Source organism: Mycolicibacter longobardus (assembly GCF_002102265.1).
GTDB lineage: Bacteria > Actinomycetota > Actinomycetes > Mycobacteriales > Mycobacteriaceae > Mycobacterium > Mycobacterium longobardum.
Genome location: NZ_LQPG01000030.1, coordinates 105,708 through 123,770, shown reverse-complemented (window position 1 = coordinate 123,770; position 18,063 = coordinate 105,708). Strand labels below are relative to the sequence as shown.

Annotated in this window: 21 protein-coding genes and 1 pseudogene; 20 read left to right on the top strand and 2 right to left on the bottom strand. The window is 65.0% G+C overall.

From position 1 onward, the window contains the following. The first annotated feature begins 74 nt into the window (after window positions 1–74). The 9 genes from AWC16_RS16685 (at window position 75) to AWC16_RS16640 (ending at window position 4,058) form a co-directional block, all read left to right on the top strand. Window positions 75–356, top strand: a complete 282-nt coding sequence (locus tag AWC16_RS16685) for a type II toxin-antitoxin system RelE/ParE family toxin (RefSeq protein ID WP_085265898.1) — start codon at window positions 75–77, stop codon at window positions 354–356. Continuing rightward, window positions 331–651: a HigA family addiction module antitoxin gene (locus AWC16_RS16680; protein WP_085265856.1), complete on the top strand. Its 321-nt coding sequence runs from the start codon at window positions 331–333 to the stop codon at window positions 649–651. Before AWC16_RS16685 ends, AWC16_RS16680 begins: the two co-directional genes overlap by 26 nt. A gap of 223 nt (window positions 652–874) precedes the next feature. Further along, window positions 875–1,375, top strand: a complete 501-nt coding sequence (locus AWC16_RS16670) for a DUF6998 domain-containing protein (protein WP_085265854.1) — start codon at window positions 875–877, stop codon at window positions 1,373–1,375. A gap of 554 nt (window positions 1,376–1,929) precedes the next feature. Continuing rightward, window positions 1,930–2,169: a type II toxin-antitoxin system Phd/YefM family antitoxin gene (locus tag AWC16_RS16665; protein ID WP_085265853.1), complete on the top strand. Its 240-nt coding sequence runs from the start codon at window positions 1,930–1,932 to the stop codon at window positions 2,167–2,169. Beyond that, a complete protein-coding gene (locus AWC16_RS16660) occupies window positions 2,166–2,597 on the top strand; it encodes a type II toxin-antitoxin system VapC family toxin (protein WP_085265852.1) in 432 nt (143 codons plus the stop codon). The genes AWC16_RS16665 and AWC16_RS16660 overlap by 4 nt, the downstream gene beginning before the upstream one ends. A 28-nt stretch (window positions 2,598–2,625) precedes the next feature. After that, window positions 2,626–2,910: a type II toxin-antitoxin system Phd/YefM family antitoxin gene (locus tag AWC16_RS16655; protein WP_234812310.1), complete on the top strand. Its 285-nt coding sequence runs from the start codon at window positions 2,626–2,628 to the stop codon at window positions 2,908–2,910. Further along, entirely contained in the window at window positions 2,910–3,173 is a 264-nt protein-coding gene (locus tag AWC16_RS16650; RefSeq protein WP_085265851.1) for a type II toxin-antitoxin system RelE family toxin, read from the top strand. The genes AWC16_RS16655 and AWC16_RS16650 overlap by 1 nt, the downstream gene beginning before the upstream one ends. A 265-nt stretch (window positions 3,174–3,438) precedes the next feature. After that, window positions 3,439–3,663, top strand: a complete 225-nt coding sequence (locus AWC16_RS16645) for a ribbon-helix-helix domain-containing protein (RefSeq protein ID WP_085265896.1) — start codon at window positions 3,439–3,441, stop codon at window positions 3,661–3,663. Continuing rightward, complete coding sequence (locus AWC16_RS16640) at window positions 3,663–4,058, top strand: type II toxin-antitoxin system VapC family toxin (protein ID WP_085265850.1); 396 nt, start codon at window positions 3,663–3,665, stop codon at window positions 4,056–4,058. The genes AWC16_RS16645 and AWC16_RS16640 overlap by 1 nt, the downstream gene beginning before the upstream one ends. Before the next feature lie 64 nt (window positions 4,059–4,122). Here the strand turns inward: AWC16_RS16640 and AWC16_RS16635 are convergent, their stop codons facing one another. After that, window positions 4,123–5,409, bottom strand: a complete 1,287-nt coding sequence (locus tag AWC16_RS16635) for a TetR/AcrR family transcriptional regulator (protein ID WP_085265849.1) — start codon at window positions 5,407–5,409, stop codon at window positions 4,123–4,125. A 217-nt stretch (window positions 5,410–5,626) separates the two neighbouring features. Between AWC16_RS16635 and AWC16_RS16630 the strand changes: the two genes are divergently transcribed. The 11 genes and pseudogenes from AWC16_RS16630 (at window position 5,627) to AWC16_RS16585 (ending at window position 16,730) form a co-directional block, all read left to right on the top strand. Further along, window positions 5,627–7,315 carry a nitric oxide reductase activation protein NorD gene (locus AWC16_RS16630; RefSeq protein ID WP_085265848.1) on the top strand — a complete coding sequence of 563 codons (1,689 nt, stop codon included), beginning with the start codon at window positions 5,627–5,629 and terminating at the stop codon, window positions 7,313–7,315. A gap of 159 nt (window positions 7,316–7,474) precedes the next feature. Next, the gene (locus AWC16_RS16625; RefSeq protein ID WP_409370631.1) at window positions 7,475–8,281 is read left to right on the top strand and encodes a CbbQ/NirQ/NorQ/GpvN family protein; all 807 of its coding nucleotides are present in this window, start codon (window positions 7,475–7,477) and stop codon (window positions 8,279–8,281) included. Window positions 8,282–8,373: 92 nt separating this feature from the next. Continuing rightward, entirely contained in the window at window positions 8,374–9,489 is a 1,116-nt protein-coding gene (locus AWC16_RS16620; protein ID WP_085265846.1) for an ABC transporter substrate-binding protein, read from the top strand. Next, the gene (locus tag AWC16_RS16615; RefSeq protein ID WP_409370632.1) at window positions 9,470–10,630 is read left to right on the top strand and encodes a spirocyclase AveC family protein; all 1,161 of its coding nucleotides are present in this window, start codon (window positions 9,470–9,472) and stop codon (window positions 10,628–10,630) included. Before AWC16_RS16620 ends, AWC16_RS16615 begins: the two co-directional genes overlap by 20 nt. Further along, window positions 10,623–11,621 (top strand): SDR family oxidoreductase, encoded by a 999-nt coding sequence (locus AWC16_RS16610; protein WP_085265844.1) that lies wholly within the window; start codon window positions 10,623–10,625, stop codon window positions 11,619–11,621. The genes AWC16_RS16615 and AWC16_RS16610 overlap by 8 nt, the downstream gene beginning before the upstream one ends. A gap of 5 nt (window positions 11,622–11,626) precedes the next feature. Beyond that, complete coding sequence (locus AWC16_RS16605; RefSeq protein WP_085265843.1) at window positions 11,627–13,111, top strand: aldehyde dehydrogenase family protein; 1,485 nt, start codon at window positions 11,627–11,629, stop codon at window positions 13,109–13,111. 2 nt (window positions 13,112–13,113) lie between these two features. Next, the gene (locus AWC16_RS16600) at window positions 13,114–14,025 is read left to right on the top strand and encodes an SDR family NAD(P)-dependent oxidoreductase (RefSeq protein WP_085265842.1); all 912 of its coding nucleotides are present in this window, start codon (window positions 13,114–13,116) and stop codon (window positions 14,023–14,025) included. A gap of 147 nt (window positions 14,026–14,172) precedes the next feature. Next, window positions 14,173–15,054, top strand: a complete 882-nt coding sequence (locus AWC16_RS16595; RefSeq protein WP_085265841.1) for a mycofactocin-coupled SDR family oxidoreductase — start codon at window positions 14,173–14,175, stop codon at window positions 15,052–15,054. A gap of 18 nt (window positions 15,055–15,072) precedes the next feature. Then, a pseudogene (locus tag AWC16_RS25735) lies at window positions 15,073–15,237 on the top strand (zinc ribbon domain-containing protein); the annotation flags it as partial. A gap of 9 nt (window positions 15,238–15,246) precedes the next feature. Next, a complete protein-coding gene (locus AWC16_RS25730; protein ID WP_308213309.1) occupies window positions 15,247–15,534 on the top strand; it encodes a Zn-ribbon domain-containing OB-fold protein in 288 nt (95 codons plus the stop codon). Then, window positions 15,531–16,730 (top strand): thiolase family protein, encoded by a 1,200-nt coding sequence (locus AWC16_RS16585; RefSeq protein WP_085265895.1) that lies wholly within the window; start codon window positions 15,531–15,533, stop codon window positions 16,728–16,730. Before AWC16_RS25730 ends, AWC16_RS16585 begins: the two co-directional genes overlap by 4 nt. On the opposite strand, the gene AWC16_RS16580 is transcribed toward AWC16_RS16585, so the two are convergent. Beyond that, window positions 16,727–18,007 carry an amidohydrolase family protein gene (locus AWC16_RS16580; protein WP_085265839.1) on the bottom strand — a complete coding sequence of 427 codons (1,281 nt, stop codon included), beginning with the start codon at window positions 18,005–18,007 and terminating at the stop codon, window positions 16,727–16,729. The genes AWC16_RS16585 and AWC16_RS16580 overlap by 4 nt on opposite strands. Window positions 18,008–18,063 lie beyond the last annotated feature (56 nt).

The following is an 18,063-nucleotide window of genomic DNA, read 5'->3' as shown; positions in this document are numbered from 1 at the left end:
ACTACGTCATGGCCGTGGTGGAGTTCTGGTTTAACGTGTAACGTTATTGACGTTAGTCGTTATACGATGGCGTGGTGATCAGATCGTTCGGCGACAAGAGCACCGAACGAATCTGGCACGAGCAGTACGTGAAGGGAATTGATCGACCGCTTCAGCGGGCGACGCTGCGCAAGCTCGAACTGATTCATGCGGCGAGCGACGTGGAGGATCTGCGGATCCCACCGGGGAACCGCTTGGAACGGCTGGTCGGGGACCGTCGCGGTCAGCACAGCATCCGGGTGAACGCCCAGTGGCGCGTCTGTTTCGTCTGGAGAGAAGGAGGTGCGGATGATGTCGAGCTCGTCGGCTATCACTGAGAACGATCTGATCGATCCGATCCACCCGGGGGAGATCCTCATGGAGGATTTCATCGAGGGCTTCGGCATCACTCAGAACAAGCTGGCGGTGGCGATCGGGGTGCCGCCGCGGCGCATCAACGAGATCGTCCACGGCAAGCGGGGGATCACGGCAGACACTGCCCTGCGGCTCAGCAAGTACTTCGGTACCTCGGCAGAGTTCTGGATGAATCTGCAAATGCACTACGAGCTTCGGATTGAGAGGCGTGCGCTGGGACAGAAGGTGGCTGCGATCGAACCGCTCCAGCGAGCATGACCGCCGTCGAGTCGGGAGCGATGGGGAAGCGCTCGCCCATATATCCGTTGAAGGGGCTGATCATGGCCGTCACCAGCGTCGACGGGGCTGACAGATCTTCCAAGCGAGCTGAGCACTCCGATGGAGTCCTAACCCTGATCAAGTTTCGTGACCGACTTGAACCAGCGAAGGTCGCCCTGGATTCGTAAGCCTGAGCGCTGAAACAGGAAATTTGGGGGAGTCGATGGCGAAAATTGACTTCGAGCTGGGCAAGCTCGGCGTGCGAGACTTGCTTCGGCTTGAACTTGCCATCACTGCGGAATTGCGCGGAAGAGGGCTGGTTCGAACGAACAACAAGCCGCTCGGTGATATTGCCGAGTGCGTCGTCTGGCGGGCACGAGGTGGTGTCTTAGAGCCCAACTCCACCAAGTCACACGACATCACGACCGTTGACGGCCGTCGGATCCAGGTCAAGGCAATGGGCGGTCGAGCAGCCGGTCCCGCCGCCAAGTTCAGCCCGTTCAGAAGCATTGATTTCGACAGTGCGATTTTTCTTGTGTTCGATGTCGACTGCGAGCTGGCCGAGGCCTACGAGGTTCCCGCCAAGTCCGTCTGTGAGCAAATTCGCTTCGTCGCTCACGTGAACGGTCGACAGCCAACTTTGCGTGAAGTCCGAGCGTTGGGAACCGATGTCGTAGACGAGATTCGGACGGCTTACTCTGGGCTCGACGTGGACGTGGTGTAGTTCCGGTTCAACGTGTAGTGGTTGGACAGTCCAAGAATTTTGGTGGCCTTGCCACCGCTTCGAATTCGTGGCCGATATGCGTCTTGCCTGAGACCTCAGCGCGACTGCAGCAATGGACGCTCGTCGTCATGGCGGTGGTCGAGGTGATCTATGTCGTGGCAGCGTCACTATGGATCTTGGTGGTGCTGGTGGCCTTAGGCATCGGCTGTCGCTTCATGGTGAAGTTCCGCAAGCGCCGACGCCGGATGAACGGGCTGTTCGATGTTGTGCGGGTACCCATTCAGCTTGGGGCGCAAGGTGTCATGTTGCTACGGCGGTGTGAGAACGTGGGCAGGTCTTATGGTGCTACGGCTCGCGACACGCTCGTGCCTCGACTACAGATGCTGATCAGTGAGTCGCGTTCAGGCCGTCGGGCGGCACTCTCCCCGGGGAGTGGACGACGGTAGACAGCGTGGCAGCTCCCACCTGGGATCCGGCTGGAGCAGTTGAAGGGATTGCCGCCGGTGGATGACCGACGCATAATGTAGGAACGTACCTACCATGAGGTGATTGGGATGTCGACGATCTCGGCACGTGAATTCAATCGCGATGTCAGTGCTGCCAAACGGGCCGCCGACCGCGGTCCGGTGGTGATCACCGACAGGGGCGAGCCCGCGTATGTGCTCCTGTCAATCAAGTCCTATCGGGAATTGCGCGACGACGACCGGGACCTGGTTGCCCGTTTGAGCATGGATGACGACATCGACTTCGAGCCGACGCCAGTTGAGTTGGGGTTGCGGGTGCCTGAGCTGTGAGATATCTGCTCGACACGAATGTGCTGAGTGAGCTGCGCAAGTCCAGGCGGCTGGCTGATCCGAGCGTGCGACGGTGGGTTGGGCAGCAGCGAGCTTCCGGCCTGTTCATAAGCGTCATCACCGTGATGGAGATCGAGGTCGGGATCCGGCGTCTGGAGCGGAGGGATCGTCAGCAATCCCAACGCCTCCGCGGTTGGCTGGAAAACGACGTGCTCGACGTGTTCTCCGCGCGCATTTTGCCGGTCGATCTCGCCGTTGCGCGGCACGCGACCCGACTGCACGTTCCCGATCCCAGCCCGGAGCGCGACGCGCTCATCGCCGCGACCGCCATCCTGCACGAATTGACCATTGTCACAAGGAATGTCGCAGATTTCGATGGCAGGGGCGTGCCGGTTGTAGATCCGTGGTCTGCTGCAGCAGAGTCGTAGACGGCCGCGCTTGTCACCACGTTTATCGGTGACGTGGTTTGGTGGAACCCGCTGGAAGGCCAGTCGCGGCGTTGCGCCTGATCGAGATCCGAGGGTTGCCCAGCCCACGTCCATCCACACCAAGAACGGGCGTCGCGCCGCCTTGCTGATCAGCGCCGACGACTTCGACTCGATCATGGAGACGCTCGAGATTCTGGGTGATCGCGAAGCGATGGAGGCCATCCGTGAGGCAGACGCCGATATCGCCGCTGGTCGTGTCTACCCGCTGGACGAGGTGGAGGCCGAACTCCGCGCGAAGGGCACCATCACTTAATGACCTACCGAGTCGAACTGACTCGACGCGCTCGGCGAAGTCTGTTCGAGGAGCTTCCCGAGGTCGTTGCCGCGGCGTGTTGGGAGTTCATTCGCGGTCCGCTCGCGGAGAGCCCTCATCGGGTCGGCAAGCGCTTGCGTGAGGAGTTGGCTGACCGCTGGTCGGCGCGGCGCGGCGCGTTTCGGGTCGTCTACGAGATTCATGAGGACGTTGTCGTTGTCCGGGTAATCGACGTACGACATCGCCGTGACGCTTGTCGGTGACGTGGCGCGGTGGAGTTCTCGTACCCATCGCCTTGACCTGGACGCATCGCCCGTCGGGCTTGTTGTTCGTACGGACGAGCTCGCGCCGCCGCAGCTCAGCGAGGATCGCGTCATCGAGGCGCAGGAGGTCGCCCACACTCAGCGCGGTGAGGTCGAGCGCGGAGGTGGCGAGTGCATGGCCCGCTGGCCGACCATCCGCGCCAGGTCGGCCAGCCGCTTGGAACGGAACCGGCCTCGTGAGGGGTTCACCCGGTATTCTCTCAGTATGACCAAGAAGATCGCCGTGAGCTTGCCGGACGAGCAGGTCGATTCGATCCGTCGCGCAGTCGATCAGGGACGGGCGGCGTCGGTGTCGGGGTTTATCAGCGCTGCTGTGGCCCGTGCGGAACGGGAGGACAGTCTCGCTCGGTTGCTGGACGACCTCGATCGCGAGCTGGGCTCGGTTGACCAGGATGATCTCGTCTGGGCGGACGAGGCGCTGGGCCTCTGATGGCGAAGAGTGCCAAGCTCACTGGGCTGACCTTGGACACCGGAGCACTGCTCGCTCTTGAACGTGGCGACTCACGGGTTCGTGCCTTGCTGCGGCGGGCGGTGGAGAACGGAATCGGGTTGGCGGTTCCGGCTGGGGTGGTCGCCCAGTCGTGGCGGGGAGGGCCTCGGCAGGCTCGGGTGGCTCGCCTGCTTGGTGACCCTCTGGTGCAGGTGCCGCCGCTCGACGACATGACGGCGCGGGCCGTTGGGCTGCTATGTGGGCGAAGTGGGCATCCGGACATCGTCGATGTCCATGTGGCGCTACACGCAAGAGATCAGGATCAGACCGTCGTGACCTCTGATCCGGCCGACCTGCGCGCCATTGATCCCGGACTCCGCTTGATCGTCGTCTGATGACGGCCACGTGGACATCCTGGGGCGTTGATGCACGGCGTCTGTCGGGCCGGGGAGCAAACCCTCAACCGTCGCGCATCGCCACGCCCCACAGCACCGTGTCGCGGTCGAGGGTGAGCGATGCCCTGATGCCCAGTTCGGACAGGATGTTCTCGGGAATCCACTGAATACCGATAACGCAGCGCGCCAGCATGTCGACCGTCGGTGTGTCAATCCTGATCTCACCGGACTTGATGCCTTCGGAGAGCAACGACTTCATCTCGCGAACGCGCGTGGTGTAAGACCACGCCGGCTCGGCGATACCGGGCGGGATCTGGCGCAACCACGCCAGCTGTATCCGGAATTCGTCGGGAAAACGGTGCAGGGCATTGATATTCAGCCAAGCGAGCGCGTCGAGCTTCTCGATCGGTGTGGACTTGGATCCCAGAACCTCGGCCCACCCGCCACCGACCTTGTGTCCGAACGACATCATGATCGACATCAGGAGTTCGTCCTTGGACCCGATGGCCCGGTACACGGTGCCGGTGCCCAGGCCCGCGGCCGATGCGATGTCGCGGATCGTCGTCATCTCATAGCCGCGGCGTCCGAACTCGGCCCGCGCCACCGCCCGGACGTAGGCGGCCTTGTCGTCCACCTCGTCCTCGTCGTCACCCCACGAGTTGATGATGCGGTCGGCGGCCGTGAACGCACCGGACCGGTCGAGTGAGTCGTCGGTCCGCACTTCGCTTGCGAGGCCCTGCAAATGGACGCGACACAGCAGGGTCGCGACCTGATCGGATGAGAATCGATGCCGGATGACGTCCAGTCCGACGTGGAGCATGGTCTGACAGATCCGGTCGGCCAGGGTAGGCAGATCGAGTTCGGGACGAATGTAGGAGCTCCACCGGCCGGCGCGCAGGATCTGCAGCATCGCCGCTTGGACGGCGGCGGGTTTGCGCCTGGTCAGCTCCATCAACTCGGGGTCGGCGCTCGGGCCCTCGAAGAACGACATCTGCAGCGCGGCGCGGTGCTCGACGGCGCAGCGTGCGATGGCACGACCGAGCTCGATGATCTGCTCGGGCACCGGCCGGGGGTCGGGCTCATCGAGCCTCGCCAGGGCGGCTTCTCCGATAGCGTCCAGGTCCGCGTGGTAACGCCGGATCAGCTCGACGAGGATGGCTTCCTTCGAGTCGAAGTGGTGGTAGAGGCTTCCGGCGAGAATGCCTGCGGCGTCGGCGATCTGTTGGAGTGAGGTACGCAGTCCCGACGCTGCGATGACCGAGTTCGCGGTCTGGAGAATCTCGGTGCGCCTGCTGGCGTCGGTGGACGACGCGCCGCGCGTGAGATCCCGCCCTTTCGGACCCACCGTCATCGACTCCCTCGTGGCCTCGGTGAGGTCTACCGCGCGCTGGTTTGGCGCGGCGGAAGACGCCCTGAGCGGCATAGTCTACCGAGGTCGCCGCGATCTTCGTGGCATTGCGCCGGGCGTTCCGCGATACGGCGGTGATTGACTGCGGCCCGGCGCCACCTCTACCGTGGACCAGATATTTGGTCGATCATGTGATCGGCATCCCCGGCGGAGGTATTCGGTGGTTGAGGACGATCGACTTGCCCGGCTCTCGGTCGTCGCCTCGGCGTTGGCCGGCCATTCGGTGGTCGTCACGCCGCAGGAACCCGATGCGCCGCCCTGGACGGACGGTCAGAGCATCTTCGTCGACGCCGCGGCTTCGCAGCGGGAGCTCCTGGAGGCGATTGCCGTTCAGGCCTCCCTGATCGCGGCGGGCAGTCTGGAGGCGGACATCGTCACGGCGCTGGGGCGCAAGCGCGCTGTGGCGAGGCGGTATCTCGCCGTCGAGGGGCACCGTGCTCTGCTGGCCAACGCCGACGTCCTGCCCGGGGCCCTGGCGTCGCTGGCCGATGTGGACGTGGCGAGCCGAAGCGACTCGCCCCTGGCGTCGCTGGCGATCGCGACCGGTCCGGCGCCCGTCGAGGACGCGCCCGCGCAGTTCGGTGTTATCCGGCCCAAGCGGTTGTTGGACGTCATCGGGCGTACGGCGAAAACGGTGGACCACGATCAAGTCGGCCACATCCCGCGGCGCGAAAGCGATAAGGAGCTCGAGGAGCTCGACGACGGCGAGTCACCCGGCGAGGATGGTCCGGATCTCTTCACCAGCCCGGTCGGTGGCGGCGGCTTCATCGGCAAGTGGCTCAAGAAGATGCTGGCGTCCACTCGCGCCGGCCGTTCGGGAGGGGGTCCGCCGGGAGCGGATTCGCCGACCCATCGCACCAATTCGGCCAACCGGGGCGGCCACGCCGTCGCGTCGTCGGCCGCGGTCGCCGCCGAGGAGGGCCCGGATGCCAAGGCCGGCGGCCGGACCTATCCGGAGTGGGACGTCAACCGTAAGAGCTACCGCCCGGACTGGTGCACCGTCCGCGAGATCGAAACGCCGGTAAAGACTTCCGCTTCGGCCGCCATCGACGACGCCATCGCGGTACGACGACCGCTAGCCCGGCTGGGGATGGCCCTGCACCGCCGCCATCGTCAGCCCCAGGGCGACGACATCGACATCGACGCCGCCGTGGCGGCCAGAGTCGAGGTGATGGTCGGCTCGGTACCGGATGAGTCGGTGTACCTCGACAGTCTGCGGCGCCGCCGCGACCTCTCGGTCCTGGTGCTGCTCGACGTGTCGGGATCATCGGCGGAGGCCGGCACCGTGGGCAAGACCGTGCACGAGCAACAGCGCGTCGCCGCGGCCAACCTCATGGTGGCACTGCATGACCTGGGCGATCGCGTCGCTCTCTACGCATACAATTCCCACGGTCGTTCGGCGGTCAACTTCCTGCGGATCAAGCGCATGGATGACCACCTCGACAGTCAGGTGCTGCGCAGGCTCAACAGCCTGAAGCCCTCGGCGTATTCACGGCTGGGTGCCGCCATCCGGCACGGAACCGCGGTGTTGGAGGAGCGTGGCGGCACCTCGCGGCGACTTCTCGTCGTGCTCTCAGACGGCCTGGCCTACGACCACGGCTACGAACGCGTCTATGGCGCGGCCGACGCACGTCGGGCGCTGACTGAAGCCCGCAGACGCGGCGTCGGCTGCGTGTGCCTGACCGTGGGGGCCAGCGTCGATGCCGCGTCGCTTCGAAGCGTCTTCGGCAGTACCGCTCACGCCATGGTGAGCCGGCCTGATCAGCTCACCGGTGTCATCGGACCGCTGTTCCGCTCGGCGGTCCGCGCCGCGGAGGTCAAACGTCAGGTCGTACGATCAGCCCCTTGAACCAAACATCTGTTCCACGATATGCTGCCATCCACTGCAACGACGCGGAAAGGGAAGGGTCGCCATGCCAATTCTCCGGAGAGACGATTCATGTCAGCCCGACCCGGCGGTAGCTGAGTGGTAGCGCAGGGGCTCGACCACCATCGCTCCGACGTGTGCCTGCCCGTGGACGAGCGCCCCTACTACCAGCCCGTCGGAAACGAGGCGATCGTCTTCAAGGCGGCCTACCGGCAAGGGCTTTCGCTGGTGCTCAAGGGTCCGACCGGCTGCGGAAAGACCCGGTTCGTCGAGGCCATGGCCCACGATCTCGGCCGGCCGCTGATCACTGTCGCGTGCCACGACGACCTGACAACCGCGGACCTCGTCGGCCGTTACCTGCTGCGCGGCGATGAAACGGTGTGGGTCGACGGGCCGCTGACCCGTGCGGTGCGCGAAGGTGCCATCTGCTACCTCGACGAGGTGGTCGAAGCTCGCCAGGACACCACCGTGGTCCTGCACCCGCTGGCCGACTACCGTCGGCAGCTGCCCATTGAGCGGCTGGGGGTGACGCTGGACGCCGCGCCCGGATTCGGGCTCGTCGTGTCGTACAACCCCGGCTACCAGAGCGTGTTGAAGGACCTGAAGGACTCCACGAGGCAGCGGATGGTGGCCATCGAATTCGGTTACCCCACGCCCGAGGTCGAGGAAGGCATCGTGGCCCACGAGGCGGGCGTCGCGCCCTCGGTGGCTGCGGAGTTGGTGCGCTTGGGGCAGGCGGTCCGCCGCCTGGAGACCGGCGGGCTTCGCGAAGTGGCCTCGACGCGCGTGCTTATCGCGGCGGGACGACTTGTCGCCGAAGGGTTGTCGATGCGAGACGCCGCGCTCGCGGCGATCGCGGGTCCGCTGACCGACGACGCGGTCGTCGGCCGTGGTCTGGCGGAGATGATCGACGTCTATCTGGCCGGATCCGGCCAGGGTGATCATTGACCTCACCCTGACCCGGAGTTAGGGTCGTGAACAAATATTAGGTAGCAAAAATTTCAAACCCTTTCCCTGAAAAGCGGATTCCAGGAGATCAGATGTCCTACGAAGGCACTGCTGAGCCCATCAAGGTCGGCTACCTGATGGACTTCACGCTGCCACCGGGCTTTCCCGAGGAACTGATGGCGTCCTTCACCCGGACCTTCGAGCTGGTCTTCGAAGAGGCGCAGCAGCAGGGCCTGATCGATCGGCCCATCGAGATGATCTACAAGGAAGTGGAGGGCCTCCCCAAAGGATCGGTGAAGGCGGTCATCGATGCCTACGGCGAACTTGTGGACGAGGGCTGCCTGGTGGTGTTCGGCCCGTTCATCACCGACAACTGCGTCCCGATGCGCGAGGCCATCGAGGAGCGCTTCCGCGTTCCCTCGGTGAGCGTGACCGGCACCGACGACTACCTCGGTGAATGGACGTTCTCATTCCCGCAGGGGTCGATGACCGACGAGCCGATCTTCATGGTGGACCTGGCGGCCAAGCGCGGGCTGACCGAGATCGGAGTGCTGGTCGAGCAGAGCCTCATCGGTGAGAGCTACCTCAAGAACCTCCGAAGTGCCTGTGCGCGCAAGGGTGTTCGCATTGTGGCCGAAGCCGCCATCGCCCAGACCGCACAGGACATCAACGCCGCCGTACAGACCCTCTACGAGGCGAAGGCACAGGCGATCATGCATCTGGGCTTCGGCTTCGGGATCGTGTTCATCAATCCCGCGCTGGAGGCCCTCGACTGGGACCCGCCCCGATTCACCAGCACCGCCTTCCAGAACGCCTGGGTCAACCCGATCATGTGGAAGGCGTTCATGGGCTGGATCGGAGTCGACCAGTACGACGAGGGGAACCCGGTGGGCCAGGCGTGGCTGGATCGCTACGCCAAGAGGTATGACGGCAGCCGCCCGGAGTACTGCGTCTCGGTGGTCAACCACGATGTCGCTGCGACGTTGGTGCGTGCCTTCTCCGACGCGCACCCGCTCAGTCCGCGCGGAGTCAAAGAGGCACTTGAGCGGGTCAAGATGATGCCCGCCGCCTCGGGCGCACCGGGAACCCGTGTGTCGCTGGGTAAGTGGACACGACGTGCGTGGATGGGCGCCGGGTATCTGGTAGCGCGACAGCTGGACGCCGACGGAGTGAATTCGCACCTAGTCGATCGCTTCGGAGAGGACTGAATCGATGACCATCAACAGCCCGGCGGTTGCGGAGCGAGGATCCCAACGCATCCCAGAACGCAAGATCAACTGGGGAGGGTGGGCCGGGTTCTTGGCCGTCGTCGCCTTCCTGTCCTTCTTCGCGTTGTCTTCACGCCGGTACCTGGATCCACGGATCGCCAATCCGAACGTGGAAGGCCGGCCGCGCCCGGTGCACTTCATATTCGGGTGGGACCATTGGATCTATCTGCACGAGGTCGGCACCGTGATCGCGCTGATCGCGCTGATCGTCATCTTCATCATCGGCTGGCGGCGTAATCCCGGCAGCCCCATCATGTTGATGTTCCTGTGCACCACGCTGATCGTGTGGCAGGACCCGATCATGAACTGGGCCCCGTTCGCCGTCTACAACCCGGAGCTGCTGCACTGGCCCGAATCGTGGCCGTTGGTCATGCTGTCGCCGACGGTCGAGCCGTTCCTGGTCTTCGGCTATGTCATGTTCTACTTCGCGCCGTACTTCCCGGCGGTGTGGATACTGCGGAGGCAACAGGCGAAGAGCGGTCCCGACGCCTTCGTCTCGCGGCACCCGTTGATCAGCCTCGGTCTGCTCGCGCTGGTCATCGGCTTCATCTTCGACGCGTGTCTTGAGATCTTTCTGGTGCGCACCGGCATGTACATCTACTCGCAGGTCATCCCGTTCGGTTCGGTGTTCGCCGGCACCACGTTCCAGTTTCCGCTGATCTGGGAATCGTTCTCGGTCTGCTTCGTCATGGTCCCCGCGGCGATCCTGTGCTACCGCGACGACACCGGCAAATCTGTCGCCGAGAAGCTCTCCGCCAAGGCGAAACTGTTTACCAGCAGGCCAAAGCTCGGCACTTTCCTGGTCATGTTCGTCATCATCAACATCTCCTACTTCGCCTACGGAGGATGGTTCGCCGCCATCAAGATCAGCCATGCCGCGACCTCCGTCGCCTGCCCGTGGCCGTATCCGGAGGCGAAGGTGTATGACCCGCAGGGCTATTACGAGAAGGCGGGTGCTGTCGGGCCGTATTCCGTTGGCAAGTGGGCCACCTGGCAGAGCGGCGTTCCGCACGGACGTCCCGACGTGGTGCCGCCGCCACCGGGGCAGGGAGCGTGCGCGCCCGAGAACGTACATGGCTGACACCCGCCGGGGCGCCGGCGCGCCACGTACGGTCGTCATCACCGGTGCTTCCCGCGGACTGGGCTTCGCGTCGACCGTGCGCCTCTACCGCGAGGGGTGGACGGTGGTCGCCGCGATGCGCTCACCCGAGCGGGGCATGCCCCTGCTCAGGCAGGCAACCGGAGCCGACGTCGACGACGAGCGACTGATCGGCGTCCAACTCGATCTCATGGACGGCGCCTCGATCACCGCTGCCGCCAAGGTGATCGAAGAGACCATCGGCGCCCCCTACGGCCTGGTGCACAACGCCGGAATCTCCGCTGCGGGAATGGTGGAGGAGGCCGACACCGACCTGTGGCAGCGCATGTTCGCCACTCATGTGTTCGGCCCGGTCGCCCTCACCAAGGCGCTGCTTCCCGGCATGCGGGCAGCGGGCCGCGGCCGCATCGTGATGGTGTCCAGCGCCGGTGGCGTGCGCGGGCAGCCGGGAATCGCAGCCTATTCGGCGGCCAAGGGTGCTCTCGAGCGGTGGGGTGAGTCGATGGCCGGCGAGATCGGTCCGTTCGGTCTGGGGGTCAGTGTTCTGGTCACCGGCACCTACGACACCGATATCATCACCGATGCGGGCACCACGGACGGCCGCGATTTCGACGGGCCGTATGCGCGGTTGCACACCACGATGGACCGTCGTGGGCGATTCGCGGTGAGTTTTGCCCGGCCGCCGGAGAAGTTCACCGACGGATTGCTGGGGGCGCTGGCGGACCGGGGCGCGTTCCGCCGCCGCGGGGTCGGTCCGGATGCCTCGATGTTGTTGGCATCGAATCGCCTGCTTCCGGCAAGCGGAATGCATCACATGTCCCGGATCGTCATGGGCATACCGCGATACGGCGCCATGCGTGGCGGGGCGGTGCCGCTCACCGCTTCACAGCGGGCGATGACGGTGGCGGCCCGTGTGCTCCCACAACCGCTGCTGGCTCGTCTTGCCGCGATCGGCACCCGAACAAGGAAGTGAGCAGGATGGCTGAGGTATCGGTGGCCACGTTCGAGGCCAGGATGTTGATCGACGGCAAGCTGGTCGACGGCGAGTCCGGAACGTTCGCCAACATCAATCCGGCCAATGAAGAGGTCCTCGGCGAAGTCGCCGATGCCTCCAAGGCGGATATGAACCGGGCGATCGACGCGGCGCGCCGAACATTCGACGAGACCGATTGGTCGACGAATCGTCAACTGCGCAAACGGTGTTTGGAGCAGCTGCACGAGGCGATCGTGGGTGAGGTCGAAGATCTGCGTGATGAGCTGATCAGGGAGGCGGGCGCCCCGCGTGCGGTCACGCACGGTCCGCAGTTGGACGCCCCGCTCGCGGACGGGCTGAGATACCCGGCCCGGCTGATCGAGACCTTCCCGTGGGAGACCGATCTCGGCGACACCGTGGTATCGGTCACCGGCGTGAACACCACCCGCAAGGTGTGGCACGAACCCGTCGGTGTGGTGGGCGCGATCACCCCGTGGAACTTCCCGTTCGAAGTGACCATCAACAAGCTGGGTCAGGCGTTGGCGACCGGTAACACGGTGGTACTCAAACCGGCACCCGACACCCCGTTCAACGCCACTCGGCTGGGCCGTCTGATCGCCGAGAAGACCGATATCCCGCCGGGCGTCGTCAATGTCGTGACGGCGTCGGATCACCTGGTGGGCGAGGAGCTCACCCTGTCGCCGAAGGTGGACATGATCTCCTTCACCGGCTCGACGGTGGTGGGCAAACGGATCATGGAGAAGGGCGCCGCCACCATGAAGCGGCTTTTCCTCGAGCTCGGCGGCAAGTCGGCCACGATCGTGTTGGAAGATGCCGACTTCAACACGGCCTGCCTGATCGGCATCGGCCCACTGATGCACGCGGGACAGGGATGCGCCGCCCCGACCCGGATGCTGCTGCCGCGATCCCGCTATGACGAGGGCGTCGCCATCCTGCGGGCGATCTACGAGAACATCAAACCCGGCGACCCACAGGACCCGAGTACTCTCTGCGGGCCCGTCATCTCGGCGAAGCAGCGTGACCGCATCTTCGGCTACATCCGAAAGGGAGTCGATGAGGGGGCCACGATGCTGGTCGGAAGCACCGAGCCGCCAACCGAATTCGACAAGGGATTCTGGGTGAGCCCGACCCTTTTCACCGATGTCGACAATGCGATGACGATCGCACAGGAAGAGATCTTCGGGCCGGTGTTGGTTGTCATCCCCTACGAAGACGAGGACGACGCGGTGCGCATCGCCAATGACAGCGTGTACGGCCTTGCCGGAAACGTCATGTCGAGCTCGCTGGACCGGTCGCTTGCGGTAGCCCGCCGGCTGCGGGCAGGGTTCATCGGCCTCAACGGCACTGCCGGCTACGGCGCGGACACGCCGTTCGGCGGCTACAAGGACAGCGGCGTGGGCCGCCAGAACGGCTTGGTGGGATTCAGCCAGTACACCGAGGTCAAATCCGTCGCCTACCCGGCGCAGTAGACATGACTGCGCTGAACTTTGACGGCAGAGTCGTCATCGTCACGGGCGCGGGCCGCGGCCTCGGGCGCGCGCACGCGTTGCTGCTTGCCGCGAAGGGCGCGCAGGTCGTGGTCGCCGACAGCGGCGGCGGCATCGATGGAGGCGGAACCTCACACACGCCGGCCGACGCCGTGGCAGGCGAGATCACCGACGCCGGCGGGCGGGCCGTTGCGTGCCACGCGTCGGTCGCCGACGAGCGAGGGGCCGCTTCGATCGTGGAGGCCGCCCTCGACGCCTACGGCCGGGTGGACGCGGTGGTCAACAACGCAGGCATTCACGATCCGGGACTGTTCGAGGACCTGACCGCTGACCAGTTCCGCGCCATGCTCGACGTGCACTACCTGGGGACCGTGTTCGTGACGAAGGCGGCGTGGCCTCATCTGGTCGAGTCGGGGAGCGGGCGTGTGGTGAACACCATCTCGGAGGCCATGCTCGGCGGCATCCCCGAGCTGAGCAGCTACGGCGCTGCCAAGGGCGCGGTGTTCGGCCTCACGCGCAACCTCGCGACCGAAGGCCCGAAGTACGGCATCGGAGTCAATGCGATTGCACCGCGGGCTCTTACCCGTCTGTCCGCGGCGCACTCCGACAAGGTTGCGGCGGTCATGTCGATGACGTCAGAAGTGATGGATCAGATCAACGCCAGCATGCCGCCCGAGTTGTGCGCGCCGGCGGCTGCGTTCCTGGCGCACCCCTCGTGCCTGCTCAACGGCGAAGTGCTCCAGATCGGCATGGGCGCCGTGTCACGTATCGCCGTGGTGTGCAGCCGCGGCTTCTTCAAGGAGGGGATCACCGCTGAAGACATCGCGGGCAACCTCGACGCGATCATGGACACCCGTGACCCGACGCTGACCACCGTGACGGCGCCGACGATGTGACCACGGGGGGAGGCGCTTCATCAACCAAGACCACTGGATAACCAAATATTTGTCCCAAGCTATTGACTCGCAAAAGAAGAGGTCTTAGCTTCGACACAAGGTTCGCTACGGCATTCGCGGACAATGCTTTTAACTCTGGAGGGTTGTATGGCGGGAAGGCTGGACGGCAAGGTCGCCTTCATCACGGGTGCGGCGCGCGGGCAGGGCCGCGCTCATGCCGTCGCGATGGCCAAAGAGGGCGCCGACATCATCGCGGTCGACATCTGCCGGCAGATCGAATCCAACCCCTATCCACTTGCCACACCCGACGACCTCACCGAAACGGAGCGGGCGGTCAAGGAACTGGGCCGTCGAGTGGTCGCGCGAATAGCCGACGTCCGGGAACGCAACGAGTTGCGCGATGCGGTCGAAGCCGGGGTGGCCGACCTCGGCAAGATCGACATCGTCGTGGCCAACGCGGGCATCCTGCCGATGTCCATGGGCCGCCCGCACGACGCCATGGCCTTTGTCGATGCCAGCGACGTGGACCTGCTCGGCGTGATGAACACCCTGGCCGTCACCATTCCCCACCTGCCAGACGGCTCGTCGATCATCGTCACCGGCTCGACGGCGGGCATGATCCGCGGCACCACCGACAACCCGAACATGGGACCCGGAGGGCGCGGGTACGGATGGAGCAAGCGAACCATCATCGAATATGTCGAAGAGATGTGTATGCACCTGGCGCCGCGGATGATTCGGGTCAACGCCATTCACCCCACCAACTGCAACACCCACCTGCTTCAGAACGACGGGATGTACAGCATGTTCCGCCCGGACCTGACGCAACAGGGCAAACAGGCCACCCGCGAAGACGCCGAGCCGCTGTTCACCCTCTTCCAGGCCATGCCGATTCCCTACGTGGAGCCGGTGGACATCGCCAACCTCGGGGTGTTCCTCGCCAGCGACGAGAGTCGCTACATCACCGGACAGCAGATCCGCGTCGACGGTGGCTCGCTGCTCAAATGGCCCAATGGTCCGGGCGGTTAGACGGAACCGGCCGGCCTCGTGACCGGTACGTACGAGCGGCCGCCGTTCCGACTGGTCGCGCCGCCCGCACCGGGATCGGAAGCATTCTGGACCGGGGGCAGATCCGGCGAGCTACTGATCATGCGGTGCCACACGTGTGCCCGCTTCTTCCACCCGCCCGCCCCGGTGTGCTGGCGCTGCCGGAGCCGCGACGTGGCACCCGAGGCGGTCTCCGGCAAGGGCCGGATCGCGGCGTTCACCGTCAACCGGCAGGCGTGGATACCCGGCTTCGACCCGCCCTACATCGTCGTGATGGTCGAGCTGGCCGACGAACCGGATGTGCGGCTGATCTCCAATCTCGTCGGCGTTTCCATCGGAGACACAGGCGTGGCTGCGCAGATCGGCATGCCGGTCGAGGTGTGCTTCGAAGAGTGGACGCCGCTGGGGGGCGAGGAGACGGTGTGGGTGCCGCTGTTCCGTCCGGCGGAGGCGGCGCCGTGAGGGGTGGACCGTTCGACGGGAAGGCAGTGCTCACCGGAGCGGGCAAGTCGGCGGTGGGTCGCCGGCTGGGGCGCACCGGCCTCGATCTCACGCTTGAGGCAGTGGACCGCGCGGTGTCCCACGCCGGCTTGTCCTACGACGACATCGACGGAATCGCCAGTTACCCCGGTGCCGCAGGTGGCGCCATGGCCGGCTTCTCGGGTGCGGACGTCACCGATGTCCGCAATGCGTTGGGGCTTCGCTCCCGTTGGTTCATGTCCGGGCTCGAGACCGCCGGTCAGATCGGGCCCGTCATCGAGGCGTGCATGGCGGTGACCCTCGGGCTGGCCAACCACGTCATCGTGTTCCGGTCGGTGTGGGAGTCCACCGCCGCCCAGCAGGCCGGCGGCGGCAGGGCGTCGACTGTGCTCGGTGCCGGGGGCGCGCTGCCACCTCAGATCGCGGCGTTGGCTCCCTACGGCGCGGTGTCGGCGGTGAATTGGCTGGCGATGCCCGCGATGCGCTACATGCACGACTACGGAATGACCAGGACCCAGCTGGCGGCGATCGCACTCAACGCGCGTGCCAACGCCGGGCGCAATCCTGATGCGGTATACCGGGATCCGCTCTCGCTGGACGGCTACCTCACGGCACGAATGATCTCCGAGCCGCTGTGCCTCTACGACTGCGATGTGCCGTGTGACGGTGCGACGGCCGTGATCGTCTCGAACCGGGCGGCGGCCAAGGGATTGCCGCGCCACCCGCTGACCGTGGAATCCGTCGGGCCGGCCTGCTACGAGCGCGCGACCTGGGAGCAGCGCGGTTCCATCACCACCATGGCGGCGCACGACTCCGCGGCCAGCCTGTGGGACAACACGGCGCTCACCGTCGGCGACGTTGACATGGCGCAGCTCTACGACGGTTTCAGCTTCCTGACGATCATGTGGTTGGAAGCTCTCGGGTTCTGCGGGCCTGGAAAGGCCGGTCAGTTCATCGAAGGGGGAGCGGCGATCGCGCCGGACGGCCCGCTGCCGCTGAACACCAGCGGCGGGCAACTGTCCGGAGGACGGCTGCACGGCATGGGCTTTCTGCACGAGGCCTGCGTCCAGCTCTGGGAGGAAGGCGGTGATCGCCAGGTCCCGAAGACACCGGAGGTGGTCGCGGTCGGAGTCGGTGGCGGCCCAATCGCGGGTTCGCTGCTGTTGAGTTCGCGCTAGGTCGGCAGTTTGGCGGCCAGATCGAGCACCGTGATGGTGTCGGTGCCGGTCTTCTTCAGCCGCTCCGAGGACCGGTAGCCGAGATCGACGTCGGTGGCCTGCGCACGCAGCGCGCCCACCGTGAGCTGCTCACGCGGTATGTGCTTGAACATGTCGAAGTTGTACAGCCGCATGGCATTCAAGTGGGTGATCTTGTCGATCTCGGCATCCGGGACGCCGTCGAAGTAGATTGCGAGAGTCTCTGGAGACAGCGGCCAGGTGGAGTCGGAATGCGGGTAGTCGCACTCCCACATCACCATGTCGAGATTGAGCTTGTGCCGGTTCTCCACGCCGAACTCGTCGTCGATGAAACACAGTCCAATCCGGTCGAGGAACACCTCGCTGGGCAGTTTGTCGCCGAAATCCTGGTGCGTCCAGGCCCGGTGCATCTTGTAGGTGCGGTCGATGCGTTCCAGGAAGTAGGGCACCCACCCGATGCCGCCCTCGGACAGCGCGAACTTGAGATCGGGGAACTTGCGCAGCATGGGCGACCAGATGAGATCGGCGGCGGCCTGCACGATACTCATGGGCTGCAGGGTGATCATCGTGTCCACCGGCGCGTCGATCGAGGTGATGACCACGCTCGACGACGAGCCGATGTGCAGGTTGACGATGGTGCCTTCATCGCTGCATGCGGTCCAGAAGGGATCCCAATGGGGGTCGTGCAGCGACGGATAATTGAGCTTGGTCGGGTTCTCCGAGAATGAGATTGCGTGACAGCCCTTCTTGGCAACTCGGCGCACCTCGTCCGCCATCAGTTCGGGATCCCAGATAGGCGGCAGCGCCTGGGGAATCATGCGGCCCGGGTAGGTGCCGCACCACTCATCGATGCTCCAGTCGTTGTAGGCGCGCAGGACGGCCAGCCCCAGGTCTTTGTCTTTGGCGCGTGCGAAGTACTGGCCGCAGAACTGGGGATAGGACGGAAAACACAGTGCGGCGGCGACGCCGTTGGCGTTCATGTCGCGGATGCGCTCATGGATGTCGTAGCAGCCTTCGCGAATTTCGGAGAGCTTAGTGGGCTCCGCGCCGTACTCGTCCGGGGGACGGCCGGCGACCGCGTTGAGTCCGACATTGGTGGCTTCCTGCCCCTCGAAATCCCAGGCGTTCGTACCGTCCTCGCGCTCGATCAGCTTGGGGGTGAGGTCGCGATACTTCTCGGGAATGTGGTTGTCGTACATGTCCGGTGGCTCGACCATGTGGTCGTCCACCGACACCAGAACGAAGTCGTTCATGTCCATGCCGGGCTCCTCGTGACTCGACGTCATCGGTACGTCCCGCGTCCTCGTCGCCGGAG